Origin of the sequence: Burkholderia sp. AU6039 (assembly GCF_002223365.1) — a bacterium.
Classification (GTDB): Bacteria; Pseudomonadota; Gammaproteobacteria; order Burkholderiales; family Burkholderiaceae; genus Burkholderia.
Window position 1 is genome coordinate 1,928,247 of sequence record NZ_NKFK01000005.1, and the last position, 15,450, is coordinate 1,943,696.

Consider the following 15,450-nt stretch of genomic DNA (forward strand, 5'->3'; position numbering starts at 1 on the left):
ATCAGGCGGCCTGGCGGCGGTCGATCACGCGCCGGGCCTTGCCGGTCGCGGTGGCGGGAATGCCGCCCGCGGCCAGCACCGTCACGCCGGACGACACGCCGACCATCGTCTTGATCCGGTGCTGCAGCTCGCGCGCGAGCGCCGCGCGATCGCTTTCGCTGACGGACGCGGCCGCTTCGGAGCGCAGTTCGACCGCGAGGTCGAGGCGGTCCATGTGCCCGTCGCGCGACAGCGTGATCTGGAACTGGCCCGACAGCTGCGGCAGCGCGACGACGATCTCCTCGATCTGGCTCGGGAACACGTTCACGCCGCGCACGATCAGCATGTCGTCGGAGCGGCCCGTGATCTTCGCGAGCCGGCGCATCGCGCGCGCGGTCGGCGGCAGCAGCGCGGTGAGGTCGCGCGTGCGGTAGCGGATCACCGGCATCGCCTCCTTCGTCAGCGACGTGAACACCAGCTCGCCCTGGCTGCCGTCGGGCAGCACTTCGCCCGTGACCGGGTCGATGATCTCCGGATAGAAATGGTCTTCCCAGATCACCGGGCCGTCCTTCGTCTCGACGCATTCGCACGCGACGCCCGGGCCCATCACCTCCGACAGCCCGTAGATGTCGAGCGCGTCGATGCCCACGCGCGTCTCGACTTCCTCGCGCAGCGCCTGCGTCCACGGCTCGGCGCCGAAGATGCCGATCTTCAGCGACGATTCGGCCGGGTCCATCCCCTGCCGCACCATCTCGTCGATCAGGTTCAGCATGTATGACGGCGTGACGAGGATGATCTTCGGCTCGAAATCGCGGATCAGCTGCACCTGCTTCTCGGTCTGCCCGCCCGACATCGGCACGACCATGCAGCCGAGCCGTTCCGCGCCGTAGTGAATCCCGAGGCCACCGGTGAAGAGCCCGTAGCCGAACGCGTTGTGCAGCGTGTCGCCCGGGCGGCCGCCGGCCGCGCGGATCGAGCGCGCGGTCACGTTCGCCCACGTGTCGATGTCACGCGCGGTGTAGCCGACCACCGTCGGCTTGCCCGTCGTGCCGCTCGACGCGTGCACGCGCACGACTTGCTCGCGCGGCACCGCGAACAGCCCGAACGGATAGTTGTCACGCAGATCGTGCTTGGTCGAGAACGGGAATTTCTCGAGATCGGCGAGCGACTTCAGGTCGTCCGGATGCACGCCCGCCGCATCGAACGTACGCCGATAGTGCGGGACGTTGTCGTACGCGTGGCGCAGCGACCACTTGAGGCGCTCGAGCTGCAGCGCCTGCAGTTCGTCGCGGCTGGCGGTCTCGATCGGCTCGAGGGCGGCGGCGGGATGCGTCGGGTGAGTCATCGGGGTGCTCCTCCAATGGAGTGATGTCGTTATCGTGTTCGAAGTAACGGGGGCGACGGCTACGACCGGAACGTGCGGCCGGCCGCATGCAGCGCGGCGATACGCGGCGACACGCGATAGCGGTCCTCGCCGTAGCTCGCCGCCAGGTTCGACAGCACGCGATGCACGCGGCCGATGCCGATCGCATCGGCCCACGCGAGCGGGCCGCACGGGTAGTTCACGCCCTTCTCCATCGCGAGATCGAGATCGGCGGGCGAGCACACGCCCTGGTTCACCGTGTCGGCCGCCTCGTTCGCGAGCATCGCGACGGTGCGCATCGCGACCATGCCCGGCACGTCCGCGACGCCGACGACGCGAAAACCCGCCTGCTGGAACAGGCCGACCGCGTCCGCATAGGCCGCGTCGCTGCACTGGAGCGCGCGCGTCAGCGCGACGAGCCCGGCCTGCGCGTAATCGCGCGCCAGGTCGACCAGCACGAGATCGGCCGCGCCCGTCTGCGCGGCGCGCTCGGTCGCGGTACGGCCGTCGGTCAGCGCGATCGATGCGCGGCCGGCCGTCGCGAGCAGGTCGTCGGCATGCGCGCCGGCCTGCCGGGCGCCCGGAATGCGTTCGGCGAAGCGCGCATGCAGCGCGGCGGCCGGTCCGTCCTGCGCATACAGCGCGACGTCGGCCGGCGCGTCGCGCGGGGCTTCGAGATCGGGGGCAGGCGGCGTCGCGCCGTCCGCATACGAATAGAAGCCGCGGCCCGACTTGCGCCCGAGGAAGCCCGCGTTCACGAGTTCCTGCTGGATCAGCGACGGCGTGTAGCGCGGATCGTTGAAATACGCGCGGAACACCGATTCGGTCACCGCGAAGTTCACATCGTGGCCGATCAGGTCCATCAGCTCGAACGGCCCCATCCGGAAGCCGCCGGCCTCGCGCATCACCGCGTCGATCGATGCCGGCGCGCCGCCCTGCTCGTTCAGCACGCGCAGCGCCTCCGCGTAATACGGGCGCGCGACACGGTTCACGATGAAGCACGGCGTCGATTTCGCCATCACGGGCTGCTTGCCCCATGCGGCGGCGGTCGCAACCAGCACCTGCGCGACTTCCGGCGCGGTCGCGAGCCCGCTGACCACCTCGACGAGCGCCATCAGCGGCGCCGGGTTGAAGAAATGCAGGCCGGCGACGCGCTGCGGCACACGCAGCCCGGCCGCGATCGACGTGATCGAGATCGATGACGTATTGGTGGCCAGCAGGCACGCGTCGTCGACATGGCGCTCGAGCGTCGCGAAGATCTCGCGCTTCACGTCGAGCCGCTCGGCCGCCGCCTCGACGATCAGCGCGGCGCCCGCGAAGTCGGCCAGCGCACGCACCGCGCGAATCCGGGCGCCGGCCGCATCGGCCTGCGCCGGTTCGAGCCGGCCCTTCTCCGCGAGGCGCGCGAACTGCGCGCGGATGCCGGCCAGCGCCTTGTCGCAAGCGGCTTCGTTCAGGTCGTACAGCAGCACCGCATGGCCGGCCGCCGCCGCGACCTGCGCGATGCCCGCGCCCATCGCGCCGGCGCCGATCACGCCGACGACGGCCGACGGCGCCAGCGCGCCCGAGTTCACCGAATGTGCAGAAGAAACAGCCATCGCTTGCGATCCGTCATGAAGTGGAGGTGCGAGCGATTATAAACCGACCGGTCGGTAGATTTATGTCAGGGCGAGCCCGAATTTGTCGTGCAAGAGACCGTTACGAAACCTGCAAAGACAAAAAAATCGAAAGGTCGGGGCACTTTTTGTAAACCGAAAGGTCTATGAAAGCATTCGAATATGAGATAGCGACCCCCAAACGCCTGATAAAATTCGACAAACCGCCGGATTTCAGGGGGAAACCGCGTGTCACGTCGCCACCGCCGTCCATTGCCGGCCGCCCTTCCAGGGTCGGAACCGAGCCTCCGGCCCGTGCGTCGTCACACGTGCTCGCCTCGTCGTTCGCGGCCGGCCGCATCGAATCGTTTCATCCCGCGACGGGCTCCGGCCCGCCCGCGCCCCTCGCTGCCTCATGGCGGCGAACCCCGGGCAGCACCGTTGCGTGCCGCCCTCCTTCGGTTTCATCATCCTCGTTCGGCGGATAGTACGGCCGGGCTTCGTCAACCCGTGACGGCGCGTCGCGCGCCGCCACTCGCATAAGGAAACCCTCCATGCCGCTCTCGTCCAACCAGCTCCCGCGCTGGACCCTCGTGGCCCCGCTTGCCGCCTGGCTGGTCCTCGCGCTGTCGCGCGTCGTACCGGCCGAAGGCCTCGTCATCGCGGTGTTCGCCGCCGCTCTCGCCGGCGCCGTGTTCGCCGCCGTCCACCATGCCGAAGTCGTCGCGCACCGCGTCGGCGAACCGTTCGGCACGCTCGTGCTCGCGATCGCCGTGACCGTCATCGAAGTCGCGCTGATCGTGTCGGTGATGCTCGGCGCGGGCCCGGAGAAATCGGGCCTCGCCCGCGATACCGTGTACGCCGCCGTGATGATCATCTGCAACGGCATCGTCGGCATCTGCCTGCTGGTCGGCGCGTGGAAGCACGGCGAGCAGGACTTCCAGGGGCGCGGCGCCAGCAAGGCGCTCGCGGTGCTGGCTTCCCTGTCGGTACTGTCGCTCGTGATGCCGAACTACCTGAGCGCCGCGCCGGGCCCGTTCTTCTCGAAATCGCAGCTCGCATTCGCCGGCGTGGCGTCGCTCGTGCTGTACGGCGCGTTCGTGTTCGTGCAGACCGTGCGCCACCGCGACTACTTCCTCACCGGGCACGACAGCGCGAACGAATCGGTACATGCGGCGCCGCCGAGCGGCCGCACTGCGCTGATCAGCCTGGTGCTGCTGTTCGTGAGTCTCGTCGCGGTCGTGCTGCTCGCGAAGCTGCTGTCGCCGGCCGTCGAGCATGCGGTGATGAAGCTCGGCGCGCCCGAGGCCGCGGTCGGTATCGTGATCGCCGCGCTCGTGCTGCTGCCGGAAGCGCTCGCGGCCGTCACCGCCGCACGCGCGAACCGCCTGCAGACCAGCATGAACCTCGCGCTCGGTTCGGCGCTCGCGAGTATCGGGCTGACGATCCCGACCGTCGCGGCCGTGTTCATCTGGGTCGGCCAGCCGCTCACGCTCGGCATCGGCCCGATGGAAACCGTGCTGCTGGCGCTCACCCTGCTGGTCAGCACGCTGACGCTCAGCCAAGGGCGCACGACGGTGCTGCACGGCGTCGTGCACCTGTCGCTGTTCGCTGCCTACCTGTTCCTGTCGATCACGCACTGACGCAGAAAAGCACGCGGCCCGGCGGATCACCTCCGCCGGGCCGCGTGCCGTCCTTCACGTCCCTTCACGTCCCTTCACGTCCCTTCAGCTTCCTTCGTTCACGTCACGCCGCCGTTACCGCACCGGAATCACCAGATGCTGGCCCGCCAGGATCAGGTTCGGGTTGGCGAGGTTGTTGCGGCGTTGAATCTCGCGATAGCGCTGGCCGCTGCCGAGCTTGCTCGCGGCGATCAGGTTCAGCGTGTCGCCCGCCTTCACCACGTACGTATGCTCGCCCGACGCGGCCGCGGTCGTCACCGCCTGGTCGCTGACGAAGTACTTGCGCAGCAGGTCGAGATACTGCGGCGACTGCTTGAGCTTCGCGATCGCGGCGTTCAGGTAGATCAGCAGATCCTGGTCGTCGGCGCGCACGCCGATCTTGTACGCGATGTTCGAGCCGTCGAGCTTGGTCACCGCGAACTTCAGGTCGGTGTCCTTGATCGAGCTGACCGCGAACGGATAGTCGTAGATGAACGCATCGACCGTATGGCCGTCGATGCTCTTCGCGATGAAGGCCGGATCGGAATCGTCGACCTCGACGAACTTCACGTTCGGGTACTGGCGCGTGACGAACGCACGCACGTCCGGGTCGCCCTTCAGGATGCCGACCGTCTTGCCCGCGAGATCGTCGGTCGAGCGGATCGCGGAGCCTCGCCGCACGATCAGCGAATAGCCGAAATCGTCGACGTACGGCACCGAATAGACGATGCCCGACGGCGTGTTGTCCGGGAACGTCAGCCCGTCCATCGCCACGTCGACCACGTGGTTCCCCTTCGCATCCGTATCGAGCAGCTGCTTCGGCACGCCCGGATACGTGTCGACCTCGTGACGCGTATCGACGACGACCGGCTTGCCGCCGTGCGAGAACGACGGATCCGCGAACAGCAGCCGCGCGAATTCGACATTGAAGCCGTGCGGCGTGCCCTTGTCCTCGCCGAAGAACGGTTCGCTCGGGTTCTGCACGGAGATCCGCACGATACCGTTTTCTGCAATCGATTTCAGCGCGCTGGCCTGCGGCGTGAAGCCGGCCGGCAGCACGCTGGCTGACGGCGACGCCTGCGTGGACGGGCCGCTGTCGCCACCTTGCGCGGACGTCGAGGCCGGGGCCGCGTCATGCGCGGGAATCAGCGTCGACAGGCCGCCCTGATGCACGATCCATACGCCGACGAGCACGACCAGAAATGCGATGGCGCCAAGAAGTTTTTTCATGGTTGCGAGCCTGCAGGAAGTTATTGTTGTTTCGACGGCAGTTGCGCGGGGGTCGTCGCGTCGAGCCCGGGCGCGTGCGGCGCGTTCATCACTGCCTGCTGCTGTGCCTGCTTGACCTCGGGGTTATCCATCAGCGACGTCTCCATTTCGGAGAACGCCTTGTTGACCGAGCGCATCACCGAATCGACGGCCACGTCGGTCTTGATCTGCTCGAACGTGTCGGACGCCTGCCGGCCCGCGAGCTTGTTCATCTGCTGCGCGGCCTGCGACATGTCCCACATCGCCTTCGCACGGTCGATCGCCGATGCGAAGTTCTTCAGTTCGGCCTGCACCTGCTTGTAGCGCCCCTCGCGAAACGAGAGCAGCTGCTTCATCGTGTCGAGCTGCTGCCGGAAGCGTGGCGCGTCATCCGGATACTGCTTCTCGAACAGCTCCGTCTTGCTCTCGAAGTTCTTCACCTCGGTGCGGAACGCGGTGATGCTGTCCGCGAACTTCTGGGCCGCCTGGCGCTTCTCCGCGAGCTGGTTGATCAGCGTCTCGATCGGATTCGCCTGCGCCTCCTGGACGATCATCTTCACCTTCTGGTTCGCGAACTTCATCGCGACGACCGGCGCGAAATAGATCGCGCCGAGGCCGATCACGGCCGCCGTGACCAGTGCGATCACGCCCTTCAGGATGAACAACGCCGCCGGTGCCGCGATCGCGACGCCGGCGATGATGATCGCCCACTTGATCAGCTTGACCTTGCCACTCCCCGAACTGCCGTTTGCTTCTTCATTCGAAAGCTGCGACATGAGTTTTTCTCCTTGAACCTCGAACCGAACTGCTCGCGTTTGCCTCTTCAAGCTCAATCGAAATGCTTCGGACTCCGGTGCCGCCGGGCAGTCAGGCAGGCCGGCGGCGCAATGCAAGGATGGGCGCGACGGACGTCACGAGACGCCGGTGTAGGCGCCGTTCAGGATGCGGTGGTGAGAAGCGGCAGACGACGCTGCGATGCGGCGCGCCGGACGGGCGCCGTTCATCGTCGCGGCTCGCGCGCGGACGGGAAAGTGTACCGATGCACGGTACGAAACGGGATGACGGATACGTGACGCGACGGGCGTCGGGAGAAGCATTGTTCCGGCGGGCCGAGAAACGCGGGGCCGGTATTCCGGTACGAGTGCGTAAAGGCTCATCGTTGTTTTTCTGCGTATCGCGGGTGCAGGAACCGCGCGGCCGGCGCGTCCCGCTCCACATGCACGGACGTATCCTGCGCCGACCGGCATGCAGCGTCAAGCAGTTGTCGCAGTGCAGCGAAGCCTCGCGTTCCTCCGTTGGAACACCGGTAGCGAACTCGCTTTCAGCACGGTAAGGATTCGCAGGACTGCGACCTGTCGTGCTCGGTCAGGATTGCTTGGCATCGCTTGTGCAAGCTTCCGGATTGAAAGATTGTGACGCTCGGTTTTGTCCTGGCAGCCGACTCAGAATCCGTAAAGTACGGTCGGGTTGTCGATCAGAATCGCGCGGCTGACCGCGTCGTCCGCCGTGCAGTCGTCCAGCCAGCCGAGCAGGCGCAGGTCGTCGGGGACCGGCGACGCGTTCGGGTGCGGCCAGTTGCTGCCCCATACGCAACGCGCCGAGTGGTCGCGCGCCAGCACGGCGGCGAGACGCGCGACATCGTCGTAACCGGGCGCGCCCGAGCGCGACGTCTCGTACGGCGCGGACAGCTTCACCCAGGCGTGGCCGCGGTCGAGCAGGCGCCGCAGTGCGAGAAACGCAGGCGCGTCCGGCGCGACCGGTGTCAGGAACTTGCCCGTGTGATCGATCACGACACGCGCCGGTAGCGAGGACAGCAACGGCAGGACCTCGGGCAGCGTCCGGCCGTCGAGCTGCACGTCGACGTGCCAGCCAAGCGGCGCGATCCGCGCGGCCACCCGCTCCAGCTCGTCCCACCGCGCGAGGCCGCCCGCCAACGTCATGAACCGGACGCCGCGCACGCCCGCCGCGTGCAACCGCGCCAGCTCGGCATCCGGCACGTCGACCGGCAACGTCGCGACGCCGCGCGCCTGGTGGCCGAATGCAGCCAGCGCGTCGAGCAGGCAACGGTTGTCGACACCATAGCCGGTCGGCTGCACGATCACTACGCGGGCCAGGCCGAGCGTCTGCTGCACCCGGCGATACGCATCCACCGGCGCGTGCGGCGGACGGAACGTCGCCGTCGGCGCGAGCGGATACGCGTCGTCATAGATGTGGATGTGGCAATCGCACGCGTCGGCCGGCCGCCCGGTGGGTGTGTCGGGTCTCATCGCGCGCCCGCCCCGGTATCGGCCCCTGCCGTGCGCCAGCGCGCCAGCCGCGAGGCGTGCGCCGCGTTGACGGCACCGCGCGGCACGCCTCCGGCGAGCAGCGCGGCGAGCTGATCGACCGTCTCGAGCGCCTGGTGCTCGACCGCGGGCAGCGTCAGGCCGCCGACGTGCGGCGTCGCGATCACGCGTGGATGGGCCGCGAGCGCGGGCGTCGGCATCTGGTCTGGCGCGCGCCCGACGTCGAGTGCACAGCCCGCGAGCCGGCCGGTGTCGAGCGCCTCGGACAGCGCCTGCTCGTCGACCAGTTCGCCGCGCGACGCATTGATGAAATACGCGCCCGGCTTCATGGCCGCGAACGCGCCCGCATCGATCAGGTTCGCGGTGGCCGGCGTCGCCGGCGCGAGGCACACGACGAAATCGGCCGCCTGCAACAGCGCCGCGAATTCGACCTGTTCGAGCCTCGGCGCGTCGACGCGCACGTACGGATCGCTGACGAGCACGCGCATCCCGAGCGCCGTCGCGACCGGCGCGAGGTGGCGCGCGATCTGCCCGTAACCGATCAGGCCGAGCGTGCTGCCGCGCAATTCGCGTCCCATCTGCGGCACGGGCGGCATCCCTTGGTGGTAGGCCGACGCATAACGGCCGATACCGCGCGCGAGATCGATCATCGCGCCGATCACCCACTCAGCGACCGCCGGCGCGAAGCCGGGGCTCGCCTGCGTGACAAGCACGCCGAACGCGCTCGCCGCGTCGACATCGACGGTGCGGATATCGACCGCGCACCGCAGGAACGCCGCCAGTGCGGGCAGCCCGGCGAACAGCGCACGCGGCGCGGGCGTCTGCCGGTACGCGATCATCGCATCGCAACCCTGCGCGGCCGCGATCAGTTCGTCCGTGCCCAGCTCGCGATCGAGCGGATTGCACGTGACGTCCGCGATCGCCTGCAGCGCGCGCATGGCCTTCGCGCCGAAATAACGGTCGAGCATCCCCGACGGATGCGTGACGAAGACGCGCGTCATGCGGCCCCTCCGTGCGAGTGGTCCGCTGGCGGCGGCGGCGCGACCGAGGCTCGCTCGATGAGCGTCACGCCGGAGAATACGTGCGGCTCGGGCGCCAGCGGCCTGTCGCCGTCCGGCCGCATCACACGCCGCACCATGTCCTCGGCCATCTCGGTGACCGGCAGTTGCACCGTGGTCAGCGCCGGATTGGAAATCGCCGACAGGAAATGACCGTCCATCCCGACGACCGACACGTCGTCCGGCACGCGCAGGCCGCCATCGCGCAACCCGGCCATCAGGCCGAGCGCGAACAGGTCGTTGACCGCGACGATGCCGGTCGGCCGCGCCGGATCGGCCGCAAGCGCGACGCCCAGCGCGCGCCCCACGTCGACGATCACGGCGTCGCCGTACTCGTTCGCCGGACCGCCGTCGAGCACCCGCGCATGTGCGTCGACGCCCGCCTCGCGCGCCGTCTCGAGAAAGCCCCGGATCTTGTCGCTGCGGCTCACCGTCATGCCGGCGACCGTCGCGAACGCGAGCCGCCGGTGTCCCGCATCGACCAGGCAACGCGTCGCGAGCCGCGCGGCGGCCTCGTTGTCGGCCGTGACGTGTTCGACCTTCGACCGTTCGCCGGGCGTCGCGCGCCGGTCATAGCTCACCACCGTCATCCCGCGCTCGGCCGCGCGCTCGAGGTGGCTTTCGTCGGCCAGCGACGAGATCACGATCACGCGCCGCACGCCATGCGCGAACAGGTCGTCGAAGAACGATGCTTCCTTCTTCGCATCACGATACGTATTACCGATCAGCACGCGATGGCCGTACCGTTCCTGCGCGCAGGCCTCGACCTCGCGCGCGATGTAGCCGTACATCGGGTTCGCCATCGACGGCACCAGCAGCCCGACGAGCGGCGTCTGCCCCGTCTTGAGCTGGCGCGCGAGCGTGCTGGGCCGGTACTGCAGCACTTCCATCGCGGCCTTCACGCGTTCGAGCGTTTCCTGCTTCATCTGGTCGGTGCGGCCGTTGAGCACGTTCGAAACCGTGCTGACCGAAACGGCCGCATGACGGGCCACGTCCTGAATCGTACTCATGTCGTCTTGCTGTAAAAGGCGGCTACAGGCCGAAATGGGCCGGCAGCCACAACGAAAACGCCGGCACGAGAATCAGCGCCACGAGGGCGGCGACCAGCACCAGCAGATATTTCACCATCGGCCGCGCAACGTGCCGGACTTCGGTGCCCGTGATCGCGCAGGTCGTGAACAGACCGAGTCCGACCGGCGGCGCGAACAGGCCGAGCCCCATCGCCACCACCACGACCGTGCCGAAATGCAGCGGGTTGATGCCCAGCTGCAGCGCGATCGGCGCAAGCAGCGGCCCGAAGATGATCAGCGCCGGCGCCCCCTCGAGCACCGCGCCGAACACGATCATGACCAGCGCCGCGAGCAGCAGGAACATCGTCGCACCGTACTGGTGGGCGAACGCGGTCATTGTGCCCGAGACCAGCGCCGGAATTTGCTCGATCGACAGCGCGAACGACACGCTCGACGCCGCGGCGACGATGAACAGGATGCCGCCGGCCATCGACGCGGCACGCACGAACACGCGCCCGACCGACCGCCAGGTCAGCTCGCGAAACGCGAGCCAGCCGGCCACGAGCGCATAGACCACCGCGAACGCCGACACCTCGGTCGACGTCGCGATCCCCGACGTCACGCCCTTGCCGATCATCGCGACCATCACCAGCGCAACCAGCGCGCCGCCCGCGAGCGGCAGCCACGCGCGGCGTTCCGTGAACACCGCCGAGACATCGATCCTGCGCCCGGTGATCACCGTGACCACCGCGAGCGACGCGGCCAGCACCGCGGCCGGCACGATGCCCGCGACGAACAGCCCGGCAATCGAGATGTTCGCGACGAAGCCCATGATGATCATGTTCACGCAGGGCGGGATGGTCTCCGCCATCACCGCGCTGCACGCAAGCAGCGCGGCCGTTTCGTCGGGATCCTGGCGCGCACGGCGCACCGCCGGCATCACGACGCCGCCGACTGCCGCGATGTCGGCGAGCTTGGAGCCCGACACGCCGGAAAAGCAGGCCGTCGCGAGAATCACGATCAGGCCGAGCCCGCCGCGCACGCGCCCGAAAATCCGCAGCAGCAGCTCGACGAGCCGGGCGGACATGCCGTTCGATTCCATCAGCAGCCCGGCCAGCACGAAGAACGGCACGGCGAGCAGCACGAAGTGATCGGCGCCGGCCATGACCTGCTGCGAATAGACGAGCAGCGGCAGCGTCGGGTCGGCGAGGAAATACAGCAGCGCCGAGAACGCGAGCACGAAGCCGATCGGCACGCCCAGTACGAGCCCGCCGACGAAACCGGCCGCCAGCAGCAGGCCCGGCGCGATCGCATGCGCCGGCGCCAGCACATTCCATCCGTACAGCGCGGCCGCGAACCCCACGCAGCACGCGAGCGTGCCGACTACCCGGCGGCGCGGCGCGTCGAGCGCGTTCGCCAGCGCGAACACGGTCATGAACAGCGCGCCGAACATCATCGGATACACGTTGATCCAGCCCGGCAGCCCACCCGGCGTCAACTGGTCGTACGAATCGGCCAGCAACTGGCACGACGACACCAGCAGGTTCAGCGAGACGGCCGCGACGATCCAGTGGCCGATCTGCACGAGCGCGCCCTGCCAGCGCGCGGGGAACGCGCCGCGAAACAGGTCGATGCCGACGTGCTGGCTGCGCCCGAGCACCGTCGCCGCACCGAAAAACACCAGCACGATCATCAGCGCACTCGCGACCTCCTCGGTCCAGTCGAGCGGGTCGTGCAGGAAATAACGGCACACGACCGACACGAACACGACGAGTACATCGACGGCCAGCACCGCCGCGGACACGTATTCGATCGCGCGCAGCATCGCGTCCAGCACGCGCGCGACGCGGCGTGCCGGGCGGCCGGCGCCAGGCGCCGCCGCGGCGCCCGAAACGGAACAGGTCTCCATCGTTCAGCCCCGCCCGGCGGCGATCGCCGGAAACAGCGGCGCGGTCGCCGGATACTGCGTGGCGAACGCCGTATAGAGCCGGTCGTGCATCGTCTGCCGCAACGCCGCGCGCTCGGCCGGCGCCATCGGATGGAAGCGCATGCCGTGCTGCTTCAGCGCCTGCTCGGCCTGGTCGGCCTTCTGCGCGGCAATCGCGCGCTGCTGCGCGGTGGCGTCGGCCACCGCGCGATCGAACGCGGGACGCAGGTTCGCCGGAATCCGGTCGAGCGCACGCCGCCCCATCACGACGGTCATCGCGGCAAACACGTGCTGCGATTGCCAGCACGACTTCACCACTTCGTCGAACTTGCTCGCGAGCACCGTGGCCGGATCGTGCTCGAGCCCGTCGACGACGCCCGTCTGCACGGCCATGTACAGCTCGCCGAACGGAATCGGTGTCGGCACCGCCCCCATCGCCTTGAAGGTGTCCATGAACGCCGGCGTCGGCAGCACGCGCAGCTTCGTGCCCTTCAGCCCCTGCAGCGCCAGCACGGGCTGCTTCGTGAACACGCAGCGCCCGCCGAAATGCGAGCCCCAGGTCAGCACCGAGCAGCCCGCGCGCTTTTGCAGCAGCGCGTTCAGGCTGGCACCGACCGGGCCGTCGAGCACTTTCGCGACATGCGCATAGCTGTCGAACAGATAGCCGAGATCGAGCATGCCGAGCTCCGGCGCCACCGTCGCCCAGATCGACGAACCCGCGATCATCATGTCGATCGCGCCGATCTTGACCTGCTGCACGACATCGCTTTCCTTGCCGAGCTGGCTGTTCGGAAAGTAGTCGACCCGGATCGCGTCGCCGACACTCGCCTTCAGGTTCGCGGCAAGACGCTCGTACCACACGTAGTGCGCGGCGTTCTGGTCGGCCGGCATCGACGACGAGCAACGCAGCGTCACGACCGGCTGCGCGCGCACGGCGGCCGGCAAGCCGCCCGCGGCCGCGAGCGTGGCGGCGGACACCGTCTGCAGAAAGCGCCGCCGGGTGTAGGTATTCATGGGCCGTCTCCTTTGCGAGGGCGTCTCACGACGCACTGTATCGATTTAGTGTATCGATACAGTAATACGACGACCGATGAGATAAGAATGGGGGTTTTCCCGTGACAAAGGTGAAAATGGGGGATCTGCGGCGTTGATTTCCAGCCGATTTCTTTACAAATAAACGAGATTCCCGCTGATTCCGGACGCCCCCGGAAATGATTGGAGCGGGCATCCCGAATCATCAGACGACAGACTTTTAATCCGGCATACGGGCAGCACGCTCGCGCGCGTCGCCCCGCTCGTCTAGGCGCCCGCTTCGTCGGCGCTCTCGGTCAAAAACCGCTCGACCATCGCGTTGAACACCGGCAGCGCCGGATTGTCGTTGTCCGCGCGCCATGCGAGATACAGCTCGGCCGCCACGTCGGCGCCCGCCAGCGGCCGGAACACCACGCCGTCCACATGCAGTTCGCGCGCCGACGCCGGCACGAGCGCGGCGCCGAGCCCCGCGCGCACGAGGCCGAGGATCGTATGCGTCTGCCCGACGTAATGCAGGTAGTTCGGCAGCCGCCCCGCGTTCGCGAACAGGCCCGAGATCAGGTCGTGGAAGTATTTCCCCTCGTTCGGCGAATACGCGATGAACGGCTGCCGGTCGAGATCGTCGGGGCCGATGCGCTCGCACGCGGCGAGCGCCGCGCCCTCCGCGACCGCAACCAGCATCGACTCGCGCTGCACGAGCCGGTATTCGAGCGGCTGCCGCGCGGCGCGCTGGCGCACGAAGCCCGCGTCGAGCATCCGCGATGCCAGCGCATCGATCTGCACGGTCGACACCATCTCGCGCAATTCGATGTCGACGTCCGGCAGCGCATGCGCGGCGTGCGCCAGCAGCATCGGGATCATCCGGTATGCGCTGACCGCCGTGAAGCCGAGCGTGATGCGGCCCGCTCCGCCATGTGCGACGCGCTGCGCGGCCTGCTCGGCCCGCGCGGAGAATTCGAGGATGTGCCGCGCGTCGCGCAAAAACCGCTCGCCGGCTGCGGTCAGGCTGACCTGCCGGCTGCTGCGTTCGAGCAGCGCGATGCCGAGCGCATGCTCGAGCAGCTGGATCTGCCGGCTGAGCGGCGGCTGGGTCATGAAGAGCCGCCGCGCCGCGCGACCGAAATGCAGCTCCTCGGCGACCGCGACGAAACAGCGAAGCTGGTGCAGTTCAATCATCCAATTCTTGAATCAATCGATAGTCTTTTGATGTTAGACGCATATCGATGCGATTTCTATACTCGGTTGCACCTGATGCACGGCACGGCCCGCGCCGCGCACGACGACCGAGACCTTCATGACCATCGACATCCTCCTCACCCAGCCGCTCCCCGACACCATCGACGCCGAACTGTCCACCCGTTACGCCGTGCACCGGCTGTATGCGGCCGAGCAGCCGGACGCACTGCTCGATCGCGTGGCCGCACGCATTCGCGGTGTCGTGACCGGCGGCGCGAACGGCCTCGCCGCCGCGCTGATGGACCGGCTGCCCGCGCTCGAGATCGTCGCGATCAGCGGCATCGGCACCGACGCCGTCGATCTCGAGCGCGCGCGGGCCCGCGGCATCCACGTGACAACGACGCCCGACGTGCTGACCGACGACGTCGCCGACATGGCGATGGGGCTGATCCTGATGACGCTGCGCGACCTCGGCGCCGGCGAGCGCATCGTGCGCGCCGGCCGCTGGGGCAAGACGGCCCAGCCGCTCGCGACGCAGGTGACCGGCAAGCGGCTCGGCATCGTCGGGCTCGGCCGCGTCGGCCGCGCGATCGCGCAGCGCGCGCAGGCGTTCCGGATGCCCGTGAGCTACTTCGGCCCGCGCGAGCATCGCGACAGCGGCTATCGCTTCGTGCCCGACCTCGCCGCGCTCGCGCGCGACAGCGACGTGCTCGCGATCGCGGCATCGGCCGATCACGGCAACGTGCTCGTGACCGCCGACGTGCTCGCCGCGCTCGGCCCCCAAGGATTCCTGATCAATGTCGCACGCGGCAAGCTGGTCGACGAAGCCGCGCTGATTCGCGCACTCGCCGACGGCACGATCGCCGGCGCCGGCCTCGACGTGTTCGCGAACGAGCCGCACGTGCCGGCCGAATTGCTCGAGCTCGACCGTGTCGTCGTGCAACCGCACCGGGCGAGCGCGACCCGCGAAACCCGCGAAGAGATGGGCCGGATCGTGCTGGCCAACCTCGCCGCGTGCTTCGCGGGCCAGCGCCCGCCGACCAGCGTCACACGCTGATCGCAGCCCACAGCACGGCTGCCCCTCGTTACAACACCGGATGCCTCCGCATGACGGAG

12 protein-coding genes are annotated in these 15,450 nt (G+C 68.4%); 2 read left to right on the forward strand and 10 right to left on the reverse strand.

Annotated elements, in window-relative coordinates; translation table 11 throughout:
- Nucleotide 1: 1 nt before the first annotated feature.
- On the reverse strand, nucleotides 2-1,324 hold the full coding sequence (gene paaK, locus CFB39_RS26375; RefSeq protein WP_089475042.1) for a phenylacetate--CoA ligase PaaK: 1,323 nt from the start codon (nucleotides 1,322-1,324) through the stop codon (nucleotides 2-4).
- A 59-nt stretch (nucleotides 1,325-1,383) separates the two neighbouring features.
- The gene (locus tag CFB39_RS26380; RefSeq protein ID WP_089475043.1) at nucleotides 1,384-2,940 is read right to left on the reverse strand and encodes a 3-hydroxyacyl-CoA dehydrogenase; all 1,557 of its coding nucleotides are present in this window, start codon (nucleotides 2,938-2,940) and stop codon (nucleotides 1,384-1,386) included.
- A gap of 551 nt (nucleotides 2,941-3,491) precedes the next feature.
- Here CFB39_RS26380 and CFB39_RS26390 point away from each other — a divergent pair.
- A complete protein-coding gene (locus CFB39_RS26390; protein WP_089427295.1) occupies nucleotides 3,492-4,580 on the forward strand; it encodes a calcium:proton antiporter in 1,089 nt (362 codons plus the stop codon).
- Between the two features lie 114 nt (nucleotides 4,581-4,694).
- Here CFB39_RS26390 and CFB39_RS26395 read toward each other — a convergent pair whose 3' ends face one another.
- The 8 genes from CFB39_RS26395 to CFB39_RS26430 form a co-directional block, all read right to left on the reverse strand.
- The gene (locus CFB39_RS26395) at nucleotides 4,695-5,828 is read right to left on the reverse strand and encodes a LysM peptidoglycan-binding domain-containing protein (protein ID WP_089475044.1); all 1,134 of its coding nucleotides are present in this window, start codon (nucleotides 5,826-5,828) and stop codon (nucleotides 4,695-4,697) included.
- Between the two features lie 20 nt (nucleotides 5,829-5,848).
- Nucleotides 5,849-6,622: a hypothetical protein gene (locus tag CFB39_RS26400; RefSeq protein WP_089475045.1), complete on the reverse strand. Its 774-nt coding sequence runs from the start codon at nucleotides 6,620-6,622 to the stop codon at nucleotides 5,849-5,851.
- Between the two features lie 666 nt (nucleotides 6,623-7,288).
- Nucleotides 7,289-8,113, reverse strand: coding sequence for an amidohydrolase (locus CFB39_RS26405; protein WP_089475046.1), 825 nt, complete (start codon nucleotides 8,111-8,113; stop codon nucleotides 7,289-7,291).
- Nucleotides 8,110-9,132 carry a hydroxyacid dehydrogenase gene (locus CFB39_RS26410; protein WP_089475047.1) on the reverse strand — a complete coding sequence of 341 codons (1,023 nt, stop codon included), beginning with the start codon at nucleotides 9,130-9,132 and terminating at the stop codon, nucleotides 8,110-8,112. Before CFB39_RS26410 ends, CFB39_RS26405 begins: the two co-directional genes overlap by 4 nt.
- Nucleotides 9,129-10,199 (reverse strand): LacI family DNA-binding transcriptional regulator, encoded by a 1,071-nt coding sequence (locus CFB39_RS26415; protein WP_089475048.1) that lies wholly within the window; start codon nucleotides 10,197-10,199, stop codon nucleotides 9,129-9,131. The genes CFB39_RS26410 and CFB39_RS26415 overlap by 4 nt, the downstream gene beginning before the upstream one ends.
- A gap of 22 nt (nucleotides 10,200-10,221) precedes the next feature.
- On the reverse strand, nucleotides 10,222-12,108 hold the full coding sequence (locus tag CFB39_RS26420; protein WP_089475049.1) for a TRAP transporter large permease subunit: 1,887 nt from the start codon (nucleotides 12,106-12,108) through the stop codon (nucleotides 10,222-10,224).
- A gap of 3 nt (nucleotides 12,109-12,111) precedes the next feature.
- Nucleotides 12,112-13,140, reverse strand: coding sequence for a TRAP transporter substrate-binding protein (locus CFB39_RS26425; protein ID WP_089475050.1), 1,029 nt, complete (start codon nucleotides 13,138-13,140; stop codon nucleotides 12,112-12,114).
- 285 nt (nucleotides 13,141-13,425) lie between these two features.
- Nucleotides 13,426-14,334: a LysR substrate-binding domain-containing protein gene (locus CFB39_RS26430; protein WP_089475051.1), complete on the reverse strand. Its 909-nt coding sequence runs from the start codon at nucleotides 14,332-14,334 to the stop codon at nucleotides 13,426-13,428.
- A 118-nt stretch (nucleotides 14,335-14,452) separates the two neighbouring features.
- Between CFB39_RS26430 and CFB39_RS26435 the strand changes: the two genes are divergently transcribed.
- Complete coding sequence (locus CFB39_RS26435; RefSeq protein WP_089475052.1) at nucleotides 14,453-15,391, forward strand: 2-hydroxyacid dehydrogenase; 939 nt, start codon at nucleotides 14,453-14,455, stop codon at nucleotides 15,389-15,391.
- The last annotated feature ends 59 nt before the right edge of the window (nucleotides 15,392-15,450 follow it).

Excerpts from the sequence above, each read along its gene's own strand:
- paaK (WP_089475042.1), bottom strand. The coding sequence starts at position 1,324 with ATGACTCACCCGACGCATCCCGCCGCCGCCCTCGAGCCGATCGAGACC.
- CFB39_RS26380 (WP_089475043.1), bottom strand. The coding sequence starts at position 2,940 with ATGGCTGTTTCTTCTGCACATTCGGTGAACTCGGGCGCGCTGGCGCCG.
- CFB39_RS26390 (WP_089427295.1), top strand. The coding sequence starts at position 3,492 with ATGCCGCTCTCGTCCAACCAGCTCCCGCGCTGGACCCTCGTGGCCCCG.
- CFB39_RS26395 (WP_089475044.1), bottom strand. The coding sequence starts at position 5,828 with ATGAAAAAACTTCTTGGCGCCATCGCATTTCTGGTCGTGCTCGTCGGC.
- CFB39_RS26400 (WP_089475045.1), bottom strand. The coding sequence starts at position 6,622 with ATGTCGCAGCTTTCGAATGAAGAAGCAAACGGCAGTTCGGGGAGTGGC.
- CFB39_RS26405 (WP_089475046.1), bottom strand. The coding sequence starts at position 8,113 with ATGAGACCCGACACACCCACCGGGCGGCCGGCCGACGCGTGCGATTGC.
- CFB39_RS26410 (WP_089475047.1), bottom strand. The coding sequence starts at position 9,132 with ATGACGCGCGTCTTCGTCACGCATCCGTCGGGGATGCTCGACCGTTAT.
- CFB39_RS26415 (WP_089475048.1), bottom strand. The coding sequence starts at position 10,199 with ATGAGTACGATTCAGGACGTGGCCCGTCATGCGGCCGTTTCGGTCAGC.
- CFB39_RS26420 (WP_089475049.1), bottom strand. The coding sequence starts at position 12,108 with ATGGAGACCTGTTCCGTTTCGGGCGCCGCGGCGGCGCCTGGCGCCGGC.
- CFB39_RS26425 (WP_089475050.1), bottom strand. The coding sequence starts at position 13,140 with ATGAATACCTACACCCGGCGGCGCTTTCTGCAGACGGTGTCCGCCGCC.
- CFB39_RS26430 (WP_089475051.1), bottom strand. The coding sequence starts at position 14,334 with ATGATTGAACTGCACCAGCTTCGCTGTTTCGTCGCGGTCGCCGAGGAG.
- CFB39_RS26435 (WP_089475052.1), top strand. The coding sequence starts at position 14,453 with ATGACCATCGACATCCTCCTCACCCAGCCGCTCCCCGACACCATCGAC.